The sequence below is a fragment of the Gordonia ajococcus genome (assembly GCF_012974285.1).
Lineage (GTDB): Bacteria > Actinomycetota > Actinomycetes > Mycobacteriales > Mycobacteriaceae > Gordonia > Gordonia amicalis.
In genome coordinates this window covers 2,657,892-2,675,952 of the sequence record NZ_CP052884.1, presented here as the reverse complement: position 1 = coordinate 2,675,952, position 18,061 = coordinate 2,657,892, and the positions used below count along the sequence as shown (strand labels likewise).

17 protein-coding genes and 1 pseudogene are annotated in these 18,061 nt (G+C 66.1%); 14 read left to right on the top strand and 4 right to left on the bottom strand.

Annotation, left to right across the window (positions count from 1 at the left end):
* Positions 1 to 8 precede the first annotated feature (8 nt).
* Positions 9 to 830, top strand: a complete 822-nt coding sequence (locus GAA2_RS12085) for a polyprenol monophosphomannose synthase (RefSeq protein ID WP_006438401.1) — start codon at positions 9 to 11, stop codon at positions 828 to 830.
* 93 nt (positions 831 to 923) lie between these two features.
* Here GAA2_RS12085 and GAA2_RS12080 read toward each other — a convergent pair whose 3' ends face one another.
* On the bottom strand, positions 924 to 1,268 hold the full coding sequence (locus GAA2_RS12080) for an RNA polymerase-binding protein RbpA (protein WP_006360373.1): 345 nt from the start codon (positions 1,266 to 1,268) through the stop codon (positions 924 to 926).
* A gap of 283 nt (positions 1,269 to 1,551) precedes the next feature.
* On the opposite strand from GAA2_RS12080, the gene GAA2_RS12075 reads away from it, so the two are divergent.
* The 6 genes and pseudogenes from GAA2_RS12075 (at position 1,552) to GAA2_RS12050 (ending at position 5,574) form a co-directional block, all read left to right on the top strand.
* Positions 1,552 to 1,836 carry a hypothetical protein gene (locus GAA2_RS12075; protein WP_006438402.1) on the top strand — a complete coding sequence of 95 codons (285 nt, stop codon included), beginning with the start codon at positions 1,552 to 1,554 and terminating at the stop codon, positions 1,834 to 1,836.
* A complete protein-coding gene (locus GAA2_RS12070) occupies positions 1,833 to 2,930 on the top strand; it encodes a DUF475 domain-containing protein (RefSeq protein WP_024498037.1) in 1,098 nt (365 codons plus the stop codon). Before GAA2_RS12075 ends, GAA2_RS12070 begins: the two co-directional genes overlap by 4 nt.
* A gap of 214 nt (positions 2,931 to 3,144) precedes the next feature.
* Positions 3,145 to 3,366 carry a DUF3263 domain-containing protein gene (locus tag GAA2_RS12065; RefSeq protein WP_006438404.1) on the top strand — a complete coding sequence of 74 codons (222 nt, stop codon included), beginning with the start codon at positions 3,145 to 3,147 and terminating at the stop codon, positions 3,364 to 3,366.
* A gap of 54 nt (positions 3,367 to 3,420) precedes the next feature.
* Positions 3,421 to 3,750, top strand: coding sequence for a hypothetical protein (locus GAA2_RS12060; RefSeq protein ID WP_024498036.1), 330 nt, complete (start codon positions 3,421 to 3,423; stop codon positions 3,748 to 3,750).
* On the top strand, positions 3,747 to 4,487 hold the full coding sequence (locus GAA2_RS12055) for a VOC family protein (protein WP_024498035.1): 741 nt from the start codon (positions 3,747 to 3,749) through the stop codon (positions 4,485 to 4,487). Before GAA2_RS12060 ends, GAA2_RS12055 begins: the two co-directional genes overlap by 4 nt.
* A gap of 114 nt (positions 4,488 to 4,601) precedes the next feature.
* Positions 4,602 to 5,574, top strand: a pseudogene (locus GAA2_RS12050) (oxygenase MpaB family protein).
* 70 nt (positions 5,575 to 5,644) lie between these two features.
* On the opposite strand, the gene GAA2_RS12045 reads toward GAA2_RS12050, so the two are convergent.
* Positions 5,645 to 6,772 carry an NAD(P)/FAD-dependent oxidoreductase gene (locus tag GAA2_RS12045; RefSeq protein WP_006438412.1) on the bottom strand — a complete coding sequence of 376 codons (1,128 nt, stop codon included), beginning with the start codon at positions 6,770 to 6,772 and terminating at the stop codon, positions 5,645 to 5,647.
* Between the two features lie 92 nt (positions 6,773 to 6,864).
* On the opposite strand from GAA2_RS12045, the gene GAA2_RS12040 reads away from it, so the two are divergent.
* The 5 genes from GAA2_RS12040 (at position 6,865) to GAA2_RS12020 (ending at position 13,399) form a co-directional block, all read left to right on the top strand.
* Positions 6,865 to 8,094, top strand: a complete 1,230-nt coding sequence (locus tag GAA2_RS12040; protein WP_006438413.1) for a glucose-1-phosphate adenylyltransferase family protein — start codon at positions 6,865 to 6,867, stop codon at positions 8,092 to 8,094.
* A 17-nt stretch (positions 8,095 to 8,111) separates the two neighbouring features.
* On the top strand, positions 8,112 to 9,788 hold the full coding sequence (locus tag GAA2_RS12035; protein ID WP_006438414.1) for a phospho-sugar mutase: 1,677 nt from the start codon (positions 8,112 to 8,114) through the stop codon (positions 9,786 to 9,788).
* 154 nt (positions 9,789 to 9,942) lie between these two features.
* On the top strand, positions 9,943 to 10,374 hold the full coding sequence (locus GAA2_RS12030) for a helix-turn-helix transcriptional regulator (protein WP_006438415.1): 432 nt from the start codon (positions 9,943 to 9,945) through the stop codon (positions 10,372 to 10,374).
* A gap of 20 nt (positions 10,375 to 10,394) precedes the next feature.
* Entirely contained in the window at positions 10,395 to 10,805 is a 411-nt protein-coding gene (locus GAA2_RS12025) for a VOC family protein (protein WP_040005043.1), read from the top strand.
* 170 nt (positions 10,806 to 10,975) lie between these two features.
* Positions 10,976 to 13,399 (top strand): ATP-binding cassette domain-containing protein, encoded by a 2,424-nt coding sequence (locus tag GAA2_RS12020; protein WP_006438417.1) that lies wholly within the window; start codon positions 10,976 to 10,978, stop codon positions 13,397 to 13,399.
* A 198-nt stretch (positions 13,400 to 13,597) separates the two neighbouring features.
* Here the strand turns inward: GAA2_RS12020 and GAA2_RS12015 are convergent, their stop codons facing one another.
* On the bottom strand, positions 13,598 to 14,851 hold the full coding sequence (locus GAA2_RS12015) for an HNH endonuclease (RefSeq protein WP_262410958.1): 1,254 nt from the start codon (positions 14,849 to 14,851) through the stop codon (positions 13,598 to 13,600).
* Positions 14,852 to 15,210: 359 nt separating this feature from the next.
* Positions 15,211 to 15,921: a hypothetical protein gene (locus GAA2_RS12010; protein WP_006438419.1), complete on the bottom strand. Its 711-nt coding sequence runs from the start codon at positions 15,919 to 15,921 to the stop codon at positions 15,211 to 15,213.
* 302 nt (positions 15,922 to 16,223) lie between these two features.
* On the opposite strand from GAA2_RS12010, the gene GAA2_RS12005 reads away from it, so the two are divergent.
* Both GAA2_RS12005 and GAA2_RS12000 read left to right on the top strand, forming a co-directional pair.
* Positions 16,224 to 16,664 carry a globin domain-containing protein gene (locus tag GAA2_RS12005; RefSeq protein ID WP_040005044.1) on the top strand — a complete coding sequence of 147 codons (441 nt, stop codon included), beginning with the start codon at positions 16,224 to 16,226 and terminating at the stop codon, positions 16,662 to 16,664.
* Between the two features lie 92 nt (positions 16,665 to 16,756).
* Positions 16,757 to 18,034 (top strand): glycosyltransferase 87 family protein, encoded by a 1,278-nt coding sequence (locus GAA2_RS12000; protein WP_006438421.1) that lies wholly within the window; start codon positions 16,757 to 16,759, stop codon positions 18,032 to 18,034.
* Positions 18,035 to 18,061: the final 27 nt, after the last annotated feature.

Below are 18,061 nucleotides of genomic sequence, written 5' to 3'. Positions count from 1 at the left end.
GGAGCTCGATGGCATCGGGGATTGACGCCTCGGCAGGACAACGGCAGTCAGGGGACGTGCCGCAGCCGGTGGTCGGCGCCGACGGAGCGGGCGCATTGGTCGTCGTGCCGACGTTCAACGAGCGCGACAACCTGCCGGTGATCGTCGAACGCCTCCAGGCCGCCCTGCCCGGCGTGCACCTGCTCGTGGTCGACGACTCGAGTCCGGACGGCACCGGCGACGTCGCCGACGAGCTGGCCCGCAAGGACGAGCCGGCCGGCCGCGTGCACGTGATGCATCGCCAGGAGAAGGACGGCCTCGGCAAGGCCTACCTCGCCGGCTTCGCCTGGGGCCTGGGTCGCGACTACCCGGTCATCGTCGAGATGGACGCGGACGGCAGCCACGCCCCCGAGCAGCTGCACCGGCTCTTCGATGCGATCAACGCAGGCGCCGACCTCGTGATCGGGTCCCGGTACGTCTCCGGCGGCAAGCTCGTCAACTGGCCCAAGCACCGCGAGTTCCTCTCCCGCGGGGCCAACACCTACGCGCGACTCGCGCTCGGCGCCAAGGTCCATGACATCACTGCCGGGTTCCGCGCCTACCGACGCTCGGTGCTCGAGAAGATCCAGCTCGATACCGTGGAGTCCGCGGGTTACTGCTTCCAGATCGATCTGGCCTGGCGGACCGTCCAGGCAGGTTTCGACGTCCGCGAGGTGCCGATCACGTTCACCGAACGCGAGCTCGGGGTCTCCAAGATGAGTGGCGGTGTCATGTCGGAGGCCTTCACGATGGTGGCCCGATGGGGCATTCAGAGCCGTCTCGAGCGCCTGGGCATCCTGAAGAACTCCTAGGTCCAACCGGCGACAGACCGGATACAGCGGACACACAGATCGGCCCGGCAGGTGTTCCTGCCGGGCCGATCTGTGTGCGTCAGCTGTTCGGGATCAGTGCGAGATGCCCTTGCGGCGCTGCTTCAGCAGGTCGAGGCGCTCGTTGAGGAGCACCTCGAGCTCTTCCTCGCTACGACGTTCGAGCAGCATGTCCCAGTGGGTGCGCGGCGGCTTCGTCTTCTTCTCCTCGGGCTCGGCGCCCTCGAGGATCGTGCCTTCCATACCGTTCTTGCACGGCCACTTCGACGGCACCTCCGCGTCGTCGGCGAAGGGGACGTCGAAGATCTCACCGTTGTCGGTGCGGTACTGGACGATGCGACGCGGCGCGAGGTCGTGGTCGCGATCGGTCTCGTAGCTCACCGCGCCGAGGCGGCTACCCCGAAGTACTCGATCTGCCATGAAGGGTTCCTCTCAAAGCTTCGTCAGATTTCTCAGTTTTGCCGGATCTATCAGCTGTGTTCACGCGGCGTTCACCATCGAACGCAGCCAACTGAGTCGTCAACAGGAACATTCTACGCGCAATCTCGCCGGCGCCTTGCCACCGCCGACGACCCGTGTTGACCGGTGGCGGCCACCTGAGGTGCCGTGCCGGTTTCGGGCCGTCTCATCGGGGTACGGTTCCGGTGTGGAACAGGCCTCCCATACCCGACGCCGCCCGTACAACTGTGCGTGGTGCGGGTCGATGATGGTCGACTCCGAACTCGGGCGGCGTCGCAAGTATTGCAAGCGTTCCTGCAGGCAGCGCGCCTATGAGCAGAGAACGCTTCTCGAGGGCACGTCCATTCCCGCCGACGCCGTGATCCTGTCGGCCGCCGAGGCCGCCGACTTCGGTGACCGGATGTTCGCCCTTCGCTGCGCCGCCGAGGATCTGGGCACCGCCGTCGCCGAACGCGCGGATCACGTGGTCCTCGCCGAGCTGACCGACACCCTGCTCGAGCTGGCGAGGGAAGCCGAGAAGCTGCGGTGACCGCCCGCATCTTCGGTCTCTCGGCCGGCGTGTCCATGGTGGCGCTGGCCGTCGCCTACTTCTACATGGGGTGGACCGGGCTGGCTTTGTGCGCGATCCTCGGCGTGCTCGAGGTGTCGCTGTCCTTCGACAACGCCGTCATCAACGCGACGATCCTGGAGCGGATGTCGGAATTCTGGCAGCGGATGTTCCTCACCGTGGGTGTGCTCATCGCGGTCTTCGGGATGCGGCTGCTCTTCCCGTTGCTGATCGTCTGGATCACCGGTGGTCTGAACCCGGCAGAGGCTCTACGGCTGGCCACCAATCCGCCGCCGGAGGGACAGACCCACTTCGCCGACGGACACCCGAGCTACGAGACCATCCTGACCGAGGCCCATCCGCAGATCGCGGCGTTCGGTGGGATGTTCCTGTTGCTGCTGTTCCTCAACTTCGTGCTGACCGACCGTGAGCGCACGTGGCTCACCTGGCTCGAGCGCCCACTGGCCAAGATCGGCAAGCTCGACCAGCTGCCGGTGGTGCTGGCGGCCATCGGCCTCGTCCTGACCGCCGAATTCCTCGCCGACGACGAGATCCGGGCGACTGTGCTGATCGCCGGCATCCTCGGCTTGGTCACCTACATCACCGTCGACGGACTCAGCTCACTGTTCATGTCCGACGGTCCCGAACAGAACGAGCCGGGTCCGACCCCGGCGACCAAGGCGACCGGTAAGGCCGCGTTCTTCCTGTTCCTCTACCTCGAGGTGCTCGACGCGTCCTTCTCGTTCGACGGCGTGATCGGTGCGTTCGCGATCACCTCGGACCCGATCATCATCGCGCTCGGACTCGGCTTCATCGGTGCGATGTTCGTCCGTTCCATCACGATCTACCTGGTGCGACAGGGCACGCTGGGGGAGTACCGCTACCTCGAACACGGGGCACACTGGGCGATCGGTGCGCTCGCCGTCATCCTTCTGCTGGGGGTCGAATACCATATCGACGAGGTCGTCACGGGACTCGTCGGCGTGGCGTTCATCGGTGCCTCGCTCGCCAGCAGTATCCGCGCCAACCGTCGCGAATCGCGACGCGGCGCCGCGCCCTCCTCAGTGAACGCCTGACCCCGCCGCGGCATCGGTCGGCGGGGTCTTCATGACCATCCGATGAATGTTCTGAGACACATTCGAATCACCTTGGGCAGGCTGCTTCAATCTGTCGGGTGACAGGTGTACAAAGGACGGCGTCGGTGACGTGCGTCACGCAGAGTTTCACGATTCCGGTGCCCGTGGCAGAAGGTCACGGGCGCGATGTTCAACAGCAGATCTGGTGGTGGGAATGAACGACAGGCAGCAGCAGATGATCCAGTTCGAGAGGGATTGGGCCCCGCTGGGCGGGGGCTCGTCGCAGCAGATCATCGAGGAATTCGGCCTGTCTGATCGGGACTTCTTCGCCGAGCTCAACCGGATCGTCGACGCCGATCCGCCGGAGGCACTCAGCGCATCCGAACTCCGGCGCATGCGTGAGGTCATCCGCCGTCGACTGTGGATGGCTCGCTGACCGACGCCGGACGCGGTCCTGCCGAGCATCCGCGTTGAGGGGATAATCGAGCCCGTGCCCTTCTCCGACGACGATCTCGAATCGTTCTACCGCGAGATCGAGGCACGCACGGCTTTCCACGAGCTGATGCATCGACGCCCCGCTCCACGATCGGAGCGTCGCATCGAGACGGTGGAGTGCCCGACGCCGGACAAGCTTCCCTTCTCGTCTCCCGCGGACGCGCTCGACGGCATCGACCGCATCAAGCGACGAGCGGTCGGAGCCCTGTCGCTTCGCTATTACGAGTGCATGTGCGGCGCTTGGCACATCACCAGTTCGGCCCGGCTGACATATCGACCCATCCCGTCGGCACCCCGCAGGCGAAAGGGTAAGAAGAAGCGGTGATCCCGCCGAACCCGTCTCCGACCACGATCGTCGAACTCGCCTGCACCGACCCGGAGCTCGCCGGGCAGACTCACGAAACACTCCTCGGCTTCACCGGTACGCCGGGCGGCGTGGGCCGTCCGGAGGCTCTCGTGCTCGGCAACACCCGACTCCGGTTGCGCCAGGCGTCCGCCGTCGACGATGGCGCGGACGGCGGCCATCGGGTGTACTTCACCGTCGACGACGTGCCCGCGATGCAGCGTCTGTTGACCCGGCGTGGTTTCCCGGTCGTCGAGTCAGCGGTCGGGGTCATCGGGGAGACGACCTCACTCGGCGTCGCCGCACGTGGGCCCGCGGCGGAGTCCGGTCCGGCCGGTGATGTGACGGGGATGGACCATCTCGTGTTCACCTGCGACAACCGCGATCGCGCGGTGGCGTTGTTCGGCGGGGTCTTCGACCTCGACTTCCGGCTCGACCAGCCGATCGGCGACAACGCCCGGCAGTTGTTCTTCCGCGCCGGCGACCTCATCGTCGAGGTCGTCACGGCAGTCGCGTCGACGGAGCCGCCGACACTCGCGGTGACCTCGCTGTGGGGTGTCGCCTGGCGCTCCACCGATGTCGAGGCCACGCATGCGCGCCTGTCCGCGGCGGGGCTGGAGCTCAGCGAGATCCGCACCGGCCGCAAGAGGGGCACCAGCATTTTCACCGTCCGGGAACGCGCCCTCGGCACCCGCACGGTGATCATCGGCCCTGCCTGATTAGCGACGAGCCGTATCGAAACCCCCGAATGGTGGGTTTTCGACGCTTCCTGCGGTAATCTGACTACGAACGTTGTCGAAATCCATGCTTTGGAGAATCAGGTTGGGGGCACCATGACCGCGGTACACGACGAACCGACGACCGCCGCACTCGAGGACACTGGTCGGCTGATCAACCACCGTGACGACGAGATCGAGCTGATCCCGCCGGACTCACTCACCGCGCAGCTCACCGGTCTGTACACCTTCCTGCCGATCAACGGGGCGGCGTTCGTGATGCAGGTGATGCACCCGGTGATCGGCGACGTCGTCGACAAGTACTCGGTGTTCCGTACCGACCCGCTCGGGCGTGCCATTCGTTCCGCGGACTCGGTTCTGCGCTGGACCTACGGCGGTCAGGAGGCCCTCGAAGAGGGCAAGCGCCTGCGGAAGCTGCACCAGCCCCTGCAGACGCGGAATGCGGAGGGCAAGCACATCAGTGCACTGAACCCGGAGGCCTATGCGTGGGTCATCGCGACCGCGTTCCCGACGATGAACACGGCGGCCACCGCTCGTCCTGGGTCGTGAGTTCACGCTCGAGGAGCGCAAGGAACTGCTCCGCGACAACCGCCGCATCGCCAAGATCGTCCAGGTTCCCATGAAGGGCTACCCGGAGACCCTCGAGGAGTTCGAGGAGTACTTCGACGACTTCGTCGAGAACAAGCTGGTCCGCCATCCCGTGGCCGTCGAACTCATCGAGCAGATGCGTGCCGCCCCGCCGGTGCCGAAGACAGTGCCCAAGGCGTTGCGTCCGGCCGTCAAGAAGGTCGCCGCCACCGCGTCGGTGCCGTTCCAGGACTTCAACTACCTGACGACGGTGGGTGTCATGGATCCGCGCGTGCGCGAGATCCTCGGCCTGACATGGACCAACGAGGAGCAGCGTCACCTCGAGAAGATCCACCGCCGCCTGCGGTTCGCCTACCGCACCCTGCCCGAGCGTGCGATCTACTTCCCCCTCGCCTACCACGCCCGTCGCCACAACGACGCCATCCAGGCCATGAAGAGGCGCGAAAAGCAGAGCGCTGCTTACAAGTACGCAGCCAAGTGATCTGGGCCGGGCCGACGCGCGGTCGGGGCGCGTCGGTTCGGTCTCCTCGCTGACTTGCGCGGGACACGAGTCAGCTACCCATCAACCCGACGACGTGTTCGGCGATCGCCAGGCATGAGGTGATGCCGGGTGACTCGATGCCGAACAGGTTGACCAACCCGGCGACGCCGTGCATGGCGGGTCCGTGGATGACGAAATCCGCGGCCGGCTCGCCCGGTCCGCTGGTCTTGGGCCTGATGCCGGCATAGGCGGGAGTCAGTGTGCCGGAAGGTAACCCGGGCCAGTAGCGGCGTATCGAATCCTCGAAGCCGGTGAGGCGTGCGTCGTCGACCGAGTAGTCCAGGTCCTTGTCGTCGAGATCCGCGGCAGGCTCATCGTCCAGCCACTCGACATCCGGACCGAACCGGGCCGCGCCGGCCAGGTCCATCGTGGAGTGCACCCCCAGGCCGCCGTCGACCGGCACCGGGTACACCAGGTGCTCGAATGGTGCTCGTGCACCGGACAATCCGAAGTAGTTGCCCTTCGCGAGATGCCGCGGCGGAATCGGCCCGTCGAAGCCGTCGAGCGAGCTCGCCACCCGCGATGCGCCCAGCCCGGCACAGTTGACGAGCATGTGCGCCGACGCCGATCCGCCCTCGGCGGTGTCGACGGTGACACCGCCCGATTCGATGCGTCCGCCGATCACTCTGCTGCGCAATGCCACCGCGCCCCCCATCGACTCGAGGTCGCGGCGCAGGGCACGGACCATCCCGTCGACGTCGACGATCCCGGTCGACGGGGACAACAGCGCCGCCACGCCGCGCACCTCTGGTTCCAGTTCGTGGAGTTCGTCGCCGCCGATTCGCCGTAGGTCGTCGACTCCGTTGGCGATGCCGTGTCGGAACAAAGCTTCGAGCCGGTCGATCTGGGCGTCGTCGGTGGCCACGATCAGTTTCCCGGGGCGGTTCCACGAGACGCCTCGCTCGTCGCAGTACCGGGTGAGGAGCTCGCGACCTCGCACGCACAGCCGCGCCTTCAGACTGTCCTCCGAGTAGTAGATGCCGGCATGGATGAACTCCGAACTCCGCGACGTTGTCTGTGTACCCACCGCATCGGCGGCCTCCAGGACGATCACCTCGCGCCCGGTCGTCGCGAGCGCACGGGCCACCGCCAGACCGATGATGCCGCCGCCCACCACCAGGCAGTCCGTCCGTTCCACCGTTCCTCCAACTTGGTTGCGTGCCCAGGACCTCGCCGGGCCGTGAGGAAACCATCCCGGGTCTCCACGCGTCTGTCGGGCACACTGGGCTGATGCGGCACTCTGATGTTCTCGCGATCGTGCAAGCCGGTGGACGTGGTTCCCGAATGGAGGTGCTGACCGATCGGCGGGCCAAGCCGGCGTTGCCGTTCGCCGGAAACTACCAGCTCATCGACTTCCCGCTCTCGAACTTGCACCACAGTCACATCGACGACGTCTGGCTGTGCGTGCAGTACCAGGCCGAGAGTCTCACACAGCTGGTCGCGGGCGGGCGCCCGTGGGACCTCGACCGCACCAGCGGCGGGCTGCGGATCGTGATGCCCGAACAGACCGACGCCCCGGAGACCGAGGACGGCTTCGCCACGGGCAACGCCGATCTGCTGTACCGGATGCGCGACCGGATCGCTCAGCACGGACCGGCCGAGGTGATCGTGATGAGTGCCGACCACGTCTACGACTTCGACTTCCGGGATGCGCTCGACACCCATCGACGGCATGGTGCGGAGTGCACGGTCGTCACCACGACGTGTTCGCTCGAGGAAGCGTCTCAGCACGCCACGGTTAGTTCCCGACGTGACGGCGCGGTGCGTGAGTTCCGCTACAAACCCGACCGTGCGACGACCCGCACGATCGCCACCGAGATCTTCGTCTACGACCCCCAGGTGCTCATCGAGGGTCTGGAACTCCTGGCGCGGGAGACGGCCGTCGGTTCGGCCTCCGGCGATACCGGTCTGGGTGACTTCGGCGAACATCTGCTGCCGTGGTTCGTCGGTCGTGGCAAGACGGTCGCGCATGCGATGTCGGGGTACTGGATCGACGCCGGCCGTCCGGAAACGTACCTGCAGGCCCATCGCGATCTGATCGGTGGCAAGCTCGACGTCTTCCGGGCCGACCGTCCGATCCTGACCAATCAGCCGCAGCGAACCGCAGCGCGAATCGAGGCCGGGGCGATCGTCGAGGACAGTCTCGTCAGCAGCGGCGCCCACGTGAGTGGAACCGTGCGCCGCAGCGTGCTCGGACCGGGCGTGGTCGTGGAGAAGGGTGCCACCGTCGTGGACTCGGTCGTGTTCAGCGACGCCGTCATCGGCGCCGGCGCGTCGGTCGCCTGGTCGATCCTCGACGAGCGGGTCCGGGTCGGGCCCAGCGCGACCGTCGGTGGCCATCCCCGGACCCGTCCGGTCCCCACCGACAAGATCACCCTCATCGGCATGGACACCCAGATTCTCCGCGGGGCACGGGTCGCCCTCGGTGACCGCATCGAATGCAACCGCCGGATCCGCTGACTGATAGCGTCGCGCGGATGATCGAGACCGCGTGTACCTGGCGAGACCACGACCCGGACCCCGCGACCCGCGCCGAACTGACACGCCTGATCGAGGCGGCCGACACCGGCGATCCCGCGGCGGTCGCCGACCTCGACTCACGCTTCCGCGGCCCGCTCACGTTCGGCACCGCGGGACTTCGTGGCGAGGTGGGAGCGGGGGAGACGCGGATGAACGTCGCGGTGGTCCTCCGCGCCACCCACGGCCTGGCCCGGCACCTGATCGACACGGTCGGGCCGGATGCGCGTGTCGTCGTCGGCTGCGACGCCCGGCACGGATCGGATGACTTCCTCGACGCCACCGCCGAAGTCCTTGCCGCGCAGGGTCTCACCGTGATGACCCTCCCACGCCGGCTGCCCACACCGGTCACCGCATACGCCACCCGGGCGCTCGATTGCGATGCCGGGGTGATGATCACCGCGTCGCACAATCCGTCCGCCGACAACGGATACAAGGTGTACCTCGGTGGTCGCGCCACCGACTCCGCGGGCCGAGGTGTCCAGATCGTCCCGCCCGCCGACGAGCAGATCGCCACCTTCATCGACGCCGCGCCGCGGGCAGACCAGATCGCCCGCGATCCCGCGGCGGTCGTGGCGCTCGACGAGACGGTCCTCGACGCCTACATCGCACGGACCGCATCGCTTCGGCCCGCATCGCTTCGGCCCGGCGACGAACCGAGTACGGTTCGGGTCGTCCTCACCCCGATGCACGGTGTCGGCGGCACGACTGCCCTCGCCGTGTTGCGCGCCGCGGGTGTCGCCGACCTCCACGCCGTCGACGAACAGTTCGCACCAGACCCCGATTTCCCGACCGTCGCCTTCCCGAACCCCGAGGAACCCGGGGCCCTCGACCGTGCGCTCGAACTCGCCCGCGATGTCGACGCGCACGTGGTGATCGCGCTGGATCCGGATGCCGATCGCTGCTCGGTGGCCACCCCGACCGAAGACGGCTGGCGCCAGCTCACCGGCGACGAGATCGGTTGGCTGCTGGGCGAACAGGCCGCCCGCGACCCGGGTCGGGGCGGGGACACGCTGGCCTGTTCGATCGTGTCGAGCCGGCTGCTCGCGAAAATCGCGGCCCACCACGGTCTTCGATCCGCCGTGACGCTCACCGGTTTCAAATGGATCGCCCGGACACCGGATCTTCGGTTCGGCTACGAGGAGGCCATCGGTTACTGCACCGACCCGGATGCCGTGCGTGACAAGGACGGGATCTCCGCGATGGTCCGCGTGGTCAGCCTCGTCGAAGAGCTCGCCGCCGACGGCCGCACCCTGGTCGACCTCCTCGACGACCTCGCACGTCGCCACGGTCTGCATGCGACCGCGCCGCTGACGATCCGCGTCGACGACCTCGCCGAGCTCGGGCAGATGATGGACCGGCTGCGTTCGACGCAGATCGACGCACTGGCCGGTTCGGCGATCGTCGAGGTCCTCGACCTCGCCCGGGGATCCGGCGACCTACCGCCGACCGACGCACTCGTGCTGCGCACGGCGGCCGACGATCGGGTCATCGTGCGTCCGTCGGGTACCGAGCCGAAGCTGAAGTGCTACCTCGAGGTCGTTCTCGATTGTGCGGGCGGCGAGATCCCGCACGCACGTGCCGCGCAACGGCTTCAGGCGATCAGCGCGGACGTCGCCGCCCTCCTTCAACGCTGACACCGGCACCGATTGCTGTCTGCGGTGCGAGGAACGCGGCGGGCGGTCGCTCGCTGTCTGAGGTGCGAGGAGCGCAAGCGACGAGCCTCGAAGACCTGGTGAGCCAAACGCCACTAGCCCCCACATCCGGCAACCGAAGCCTACGATCAACCCCGTGGCCCGATCCGATTCCGATCAGCGATTGCGCGACCTGACCCTTCTCCGGCAGGTCCGTGATCGAATCGATCGCGAGTACGCGCAGCCGCTCGACGTCGAGGCGCTGGCCCGGGGCGTGAACATGTCGGCCGGGCATCTGAGCCGAAAGTTCCGCCAAACCTACGGTGAGTCGCCGTACTCGTATCTGATGACACGCCGCATCGAACGGGCGATGACGCTGCTGCGTCGTGGGGATCTCAGCGTCACCGAGGTGTGTTTCGAGGTCGGCTGCTCGTCACTGGGCACATTCAGCACACGATTCACCGAACTGGTCGGGGTGCCGCCGACGGTCTATCGCGAGCAGTCCGCCGACGCCACCGACGGAATTCCCGCGTGTCTGGCGAAGAACATCACGAGACCGATCAGGAATCGAGAAGCGCAGCGGGGGTGATGGTGCCTAGCCTGACATCCATGAACATCACCATCCGGTACACCTTCCTCCCGCACACCGATGGCGAAGCCGCCCTCGCCTTCTACCGCGACCTGCTCGGTTTCGAGGTTCGCAAGGACGTCGGCTACGACGGCATGCGCTGGCTCACGGTCGGGCCGCCGAATCAGCCCGGCACCTCGATCGTCCTTCATCCGCCGGCCGCCGATCCGGGCATCACCGATGCCGAACGTCAGACGATCCTCGAACTGATCGCCAAGGGCAGTTACGGCGCGCTCACGCTCGCGACCGAGGACCTCGACGGACTGTTCGAGAAGCTGCAGGCCAATGGGGTGGACATCATCCAGGAGCCGATGGACCAGCCCTACGGTGTCCGCGACGCCGCTGTGCGTGATCCTTCCGGCAACCTGATCCGTATCGACCAGGCGGTGTGAGAGGTGTGCGGACCCGGCCGATTGCCGCCACCCGAGGCGGTGCCCACCGGAGTTGCCGAGTTTCCGATGACTCAGCTGGTTGGATCGGGTCAGACCTCTACGACAACAGAACCGTTTCACGATCCCGAAGACGGCTGCGTCCCAGTGGGCGCCGCCCTGATGGAGAGATGATGAGTCCAGCCACGCGCACCAAACAGGCACCCGAGAGCACGACCGGCGGCACATCCCCCGAGTACGACACCCTTCATCCAGCCGACACCCATGACCGCATCCGGGTGCTCGGGGCCCGCGAGAACAACCTCAAGAACATCGACGTCGAGCTGCCCAAACGCCGCCTGACGGTGTTCACCGGTGTGTCGGGTTCGGGTAAGAGCTCACTGGTCTTCAGCACGATCGCCGCCGAATCCCAGCGACTCATCAACGAGACCTACAGCTCGTTCGTCCAGGGCTTCATGCCCTCGATGGCCCGTCCCGACGTCGACGTCCTCGACGGACTCACGACGGCGATCATCGTCGACCAGGAACGGATGGGTGCCAACGTGCGCTCGACGGTGGGCACCGCCACCGATGCCAACGCCATGCTGCGAATCCTGTTCAGCCGCTTGGGCACACCGCACATCGGCTCACCACAGGCGTTCTCCTTCAATGTGGCCTCGATCAGCGGTGCGGGCGCGGTCACCGTAGAGAAGGGCGGCCAGAAGGTCAAGGAGCGCCGGAGTTTCTCGATCACCGGCGGCATGTGCCCGCGGTGCGAGGGCCGCGGCGACGTCTCGGACTTCGATCTCACCGCCCTCTACGACGCGTCGAAGTCGCTGAACGAGGGTGCCCTGACGATCCCCGGCTACTCGATGGACGGCTGGTACGGCCGGATCTATCGCGGCTGCGGCTTCTTCGACCCCGACAAGCCGATCGCGAAGTACACCAAGAAGCAACTCAACGACCTGCTCTACAAGGAGCCGACGAGGATCAAGGTCGAGGGCATCAACGTCACCTTCGAGGGTCTGATCCCGAAGATCCAGAAGTCGATGCTGAGCAAGGACCGCGAGGCGATGCAGCCGCACATCCGCGCCTTCGTCGACCGTGCCATCACCTTCCAGACCTGCCCGGACTGCGAGGGCACACGTCTGACCGCCGAGGCCCGGTCGTCGAAGATCAAGGGCATCAGCATCGCCGACGCGTGCGCGATGCAGATCAGCGACCTGGCGCAGTGGATCGCCGAGCTCGACGAGCCGTCGGCGGCGCCCCTGATCAAGTCGCTGCGCGAACATCTCGACGCCTTCGTCGACATCGGTCTCGGCTACCTGTCCCTCGACCGTCCGGCAGGCACTCTGTCCGGCGGTGAAGCCCAGCGCACCAAGCTGATCCGGCACCTCGGGTCGTCGCTCACCGACGTCACCTACGTCTTCGACGAGCCGTCGATCGGCCTGCACCCCCACGACATCCAGCGCATGAACGACCTGCTCCGCGCCCTGCGGGACAAGGGCAACACGGTGCTGGTCGTCGAACACAAGCCCGAGGTCATCGCCATCGCCGACCGCGTCGTCGACCTCGGTCCGCGGGCCGGCACCGACGGCGGCGAGATCGTGTTCGAGGGCACGGTCGAGGAACTCCGCGCCGCCGACACCCTCACCGGTCGCCATCTCGAGGATCGCGCGGCGGTGAAACCCGAAGTCCGCACGCCCAGTGGTGCTCTCGAGATCCGCGGCGCGACCATGCACAACCTGCAGAACGTCGACGTCGACATCCCGCTCGGCGTCCTGGTCGTGCTCACCGGTGTCGCCGGGTCGGGCAAGTCTTCCCTGATCACTTCGTCGGTCGCCGGACTCGACGGGGTGGTCTCGATCGACCAGACGGCGATCAAGGGTTCGCGCCGCTCCAATCCGGCGACCTACACCGGACTTCTCGAACCGATCCGGAAGGCCTTCGCCAAGGCCAACGGCGTCAAACCGGCTCTGTTCAGCGCCAATTCGGAAGGTGCGTGCCCGAACTGCAACGGTGCGGGCGTCGTGTACTCCGACCTCGCGATGATGGCCGGGGTCGCCGCGCCGTGTGAGGTGTGTGAGGGCAAGCGCTTCCTGGCCGAGGTCCTCGAGTACACCCTCGGTGGCCGCAACATCAGCGAGGTCCTCGAGATGTCGGTGGCTCAGGCCGAGGCGTTCTTCGCCGACGGCGACGCCAAACTTCCTGCAGCACACAAGATCCTCCACCGGATGGCCGACGTCGGCCTGGGCTACATCAAGGTCGGTCAGCCGCTGACGACTCTGTCCGGTGGCGAGCGTCAGCGGCTGAAGCTGGCAACACACATGGGGGAGAAGGGCGACGTTTACATCCTCGACGAACCCACGACCGGCCTGCACCTCGCCGACGTCGAACAACTCCTCGGGTTGCTCGACCGACTCGTCGACTCGGGCAAGTCGGTGATCGTCATCGAACATCACCAGGCTGTGATGGCGAACGCGGACTGGATCATCGACCTCGGCCCCGGTGCTGGACACGATGGCGGCCAGATCGTCTTCGAGGGAACTCCGGCGGAGATCGTCGCCGATCGTTCGACCCTGACCGGACAGCATCTGGCCGAGTACGTCGGCGCCTGATCGTGCCCGGCGTTCCGTCCTGCTCAGCACCTCTGCTGAGCAGGACGGAACCCGCCGGTTCGCGGCGTGTTCACACTGTGGAATTGTCAAAGATCACGTTCGACCCGGGGGTCGTCCAGCTACCTGTTGAGCAGCGACCAGCTGTGTCGCGCGCTGGTTGAGTAGGTGAGGAGCGTCAGCGACGAACCGTTTCGAAACCTAGGCGGCGTCGTCGAGACGCATGGTGCGGCGGTTGTATGCAGGGCGGGGTCGACGCTGCGGATCGATCTCGATGGGTGGGACCAGCCACGGATGCCGATCGAACCCCATCACGATGTCCCAGCCGTGGTGGTGGACTTGGGTGTGGCAGCGTTGGCAGAGCAGGCAGCCGTTGTCGAGGTCGGTGTTCCCGTCGTCGGACCAGTGCAGGATGTGGTGGACCTGGGTGTGTGAGGGCGGTGCACCGCATTTGATACAGGTCTGGTCACGGATGATGATCGCTTTGCGCAGATGTGTTGGGAACAGGCGCTTTTCGTGTCCCATTTGAAGGGGCACGGTCTCGCCGTCGACGATGATCTCGGTCAGTGTTCCGTCGCACGACAACCGCCGTGCGGTGGCTTGGGTGACCGGCCCCGTCCAGGGCAGGAACGCGGGATCGCCGCCGTCGGCGGGAATGATCAGCAATGTTTGGGTTCGCGGTGTCCCGATGGTGTCCATGGCGGCTCCGACGGCGGCTTGATCCAAGAGTGTTTCGAGGGCGTCGGCGCGTCGTTGATCGGCGGAGCGTCGGTCGTCGGCGCCGTCGGGTTCGGGACGAGGTATGGAGCGCTCGTCGATCATCGCGATGAATTTCTCCCCGACTGCCTGGTTGATGTTCGCGCGGATGTCGACGCGGGAGTCGTCGGTGAGGTGGTGCGACAGGGTGTCGAGGGTGCGGTCGTCGCAGGCAGGGATACAGTCCTGGTCGTCGGCGAGGGTATTGCCGATCGTCTGGGCGTGTCTCTGTATGTCGGTGGGTGTGGCGCCGGACAGGGCCTGGGTGAGCAGTTCGGTTTGATAGATGATGCGGTCGTCGTCGGATAGTGCTGTGGGGCAGCGTTTCTCAATCACAGCGATACCGCGGACGATGGCGTCGACGATTTCGCCGGAGAGTCGACCGTCAGCGGCGCAGGCCTCGACCTTGCTCAGTGTGCCGAGAGCCTCGGCGATCCGTGTGGTGCGGGTGGCTGCTGCGGGCGGGAACCCCATCTCGACGAGGAGCTTCTTGGTGGCCGAACCCGCCTTCTCCGCTACGCGGAGATCGTCGAGCTGTGCTGCGTGCGTGGCGATCTGGTGATCGGCCAGGTTGCGGATCAACCGCCAACACTCCAACTGTTCGTACGTCAGACGGCCGGTGGAATCGTCGGCGGGTGGGGTGAGCTCGCCGAGTCGGTCGAGGACCGCGTCGAGTGAAGTGGTGTCAGTGTCGATCATGATGGCAGCCATCCCTCTTCTGAGGTGTACGTGCGGTGGTGTGAAACCGTCGTTGACTACTGCTCTGTCATGAATTCTCGTGTGTGGTCAGTTCTACATCGGGGGTCTGACAAGAACTGCGTGCCGGCTGCCCGGGCCCTTCTGGTCGAGGAGTGGGGTGAGCTCTGGCATGACTCCACAGTACCCGAACATACGTTCGAGTGCGAGACTTTTCCACAGTTCGGGATCCGGAGGATTCGCTGAACCAGTGGGATCTTCCGTCTAGTCGACCACACACCGGAACTGGTTTACACCAGTCACATTTCGTGACGGATTACGGACAGAAGTGGTGGGTTTTCGAGCCCGGATTGATGCCTTCTTCAGTCGGTGGGGTCGACGACAAAGACCACGAGGACGTCGCCGGCCACGTCATCGGTCGGGGTATCGGCTGGAACCGACACCGGTACGACCATCGAGACAGGTCCGGCCGGCTCGAGCCGGCCCAGCTGTAGCACTACTCCGGTGACGGTCCCGGTCGGCGCGGAATCCGACCCCGAGATGGTGAGGCGGTCGTCGTCGAGATCGATCCGGATGCGTTCCCCCTCGTACGGGACGACCGTTCCCAGACATGGTGCGGGACACACGATCGTGAGCGTCCGACGTCCTTCATCTGCAGCGCCTCGGGCTCGGGCCGCGTCCGCCGCGGTCGGCACGACCAGCACCAACTCGTCGAGAACGACTTCCACTCCGCCGGGAACCAGCACGGTCCCATTGCCCTGGAGCAAGTCGGCGGGAAACTTCTCGACTGCACTCACGGGCTGTCTGAGCGCGACGCGTGGTTGATCGGGGTCGGGAGCGGGCTCGTAGAAGAGCTGATGAACCGACGAGACAATCCCGGTCGCCTCGACCCCGCCAGGGGAGTCGTCGTGCCACGACAGAGCCAGCACGATCGATTGGCCGAGCGGATCGCCGTGCGCCGGGTCCCATCGAGCGGAGATGCCACCCACGACGACGACGTCACGCTCGCGATCCCAAGCAGTGGCGACGAATTGACCTTCCGCTGCGGGGTACGCCGACAATCGCCCGGTCACTGATTCTCCGACGCTGGGAGGTGTTCGGCAACAGCCATACTCGAAGGCATCGATGCGGATGGGGGTGCGCAGTCGGTCTGGGCGGGAAACAGGCTTCAATGTAGTCATCGGAAGATCGACGGTCCGTAGCGCGAAGGCAATGGGTTCCGATGCACCTGATGGCAGAGCTTACTGCCGAGGTGCTGCTGACTGTGAACCGCGCACAACATCTCACACACCCGAGTTTCACGTGTGAGATCACCGTTACCCAGCCCTTGCGGCATGACAGTCCGCGCGCAACGCACCGGCGGCAGGGTCTGTGCATGGACAAACAATTGTTGGAAGAAAGCCTGACCCTCGTCGACCTACCCGATTCCGGTCTCACCGTCCGGTTCTACGACATCCTCTTCGAGCGCTATCCCGGTGTGAAGCCGATGTTCCAGCGGGACACCCGCGTTCAGGCCGAGATGCTGCGGACCGCCGTCGTCTCGGTTCTCGACCACCTCGAGGATGCGGAGTGGCTCACCACCAACCTGCACGCTCTCGGCAAGCGTCACGCGAGCCTCGGCGTCACCCGGCCGATGTACACCGCGGTTGCCGAATGCATGATCGCCGCCATGAGCGAGATCGGCGGCGAGGCGTGGACGCCGGCGATGACCACCGCGTGGGAGGAGGCCCTGGGCGCGGTCGCCACGATCATGCTCGACGGCTATCCGGAGGAAGCCGCATCAGAAGCCGCCGCCGAAGAGTCCGGCGCCGCCTGAGCCCGAACACACGAGTTCCACAGCGGGGTCACCGCCGCCCCCGCTGACGTTCGCGTCCGCCGCGATACGATCCCGCTCGGAAGAGAGGGCTCGTGACTGTTGTGGACATTCCCCGGTTGGGAATCGATCGTTACCTCCATTCGGCATGGGCGCGCTGGCTGACGCTCCTCGCCTTCATCCTCAGTGCGGCGATCGCGATATTCGTTCTCCCGAACCATCCGCCGGCGCCCTATCGCATCGATTTCGATGTCTACCGCATGGGCGGCCGCGTCTTCCTCGACGGCGGCGACCTCTACGGCACGCTCCCGACACTCGGTGGAGGCTCGTATCTGCCGTTCACCTATCCGCCGTTGGCCGCGGCTCTCTTCTCGGTGTTCACCGTCGTCCCTCTGGGGCTGGGGCAGGGGTTGTTCACCGCCGTGTCCATCGCGTGCCTGCTGATGGTCTGCCGAATCGTGGTGGCTCACCTGACCGATCGACCGTCGACGGACCTCTGGTGGCTTGCGACCGCCGCGACCACCGTCGGCCTGTGGCTCGAACCGGTGCGCGACACCCTGAACTTCGGGCAGATCAACATCGTCTTGATGGCGCTCGTCGTCGTCGACGCCCTCCTCGGTCGCGGCCGGTGGTGGCGCGGTCTGCTGGTCGGTCTCGCGATCTCGATCAAACTCACCCCGGCGGTCTTCCTGCTGCTGTTCCTTCTCCGACGGGACTGGCGCGCCCTCGTGGTGAGCGCGGTGTCAGCCGTTGCCTACGCCAGCCTCGGATACCTGCTGGCATCCGACGACTCGATCACCTACTGGACGTCGACGCTGTTCGACACCGAGCGGATCGGTAGTCCACAGTTCGCCAACAACCAGTCGGTCAAGGGTGAACTGGCGCGGCTCGGCATCGAGTCGGAGATCGCCTGGCTCGGCGTGGCTCTCGTGATCGGACTGCTCATCGCGTGGTCGGCGTGGCGCCTGCTGTCTACGTCGGAAGCCGCCGAGAACAGTCGCGACCAGACGATCGAGGTCGCCGCACTGCTGACGGTCGCCTTCGCCTGGCTGTTCTGTTCGCCCGTCGCCTGGGACCACAGCTGGGTGTGGATCGTGCCGCTCCTCATGGTGCTGGTCGCACTCGCTGCACGACGCGGGGCGTCGCAGATCTGGTGGTGGCTGGCCGGTACGGGGCTGGTCATCTTCGCGTATGCGCCCCACCAGCATGTCCCGCAGCGCTACGACGCCGAGCTGTCGTGGGCCTGGTGGCAGCACGTCGTCGGGTCGTCGTACCTGCTCTGGGGTCTGGCCGTGATCATCTCCCTCGGCGTTCTCGCTCCGCGGCTGACCTGCGCGGAGGCCGTCGAATCCGTGCCGAACCAGGCGGGCTGAACGACCTCCCGAAACACGCCTCTTGAA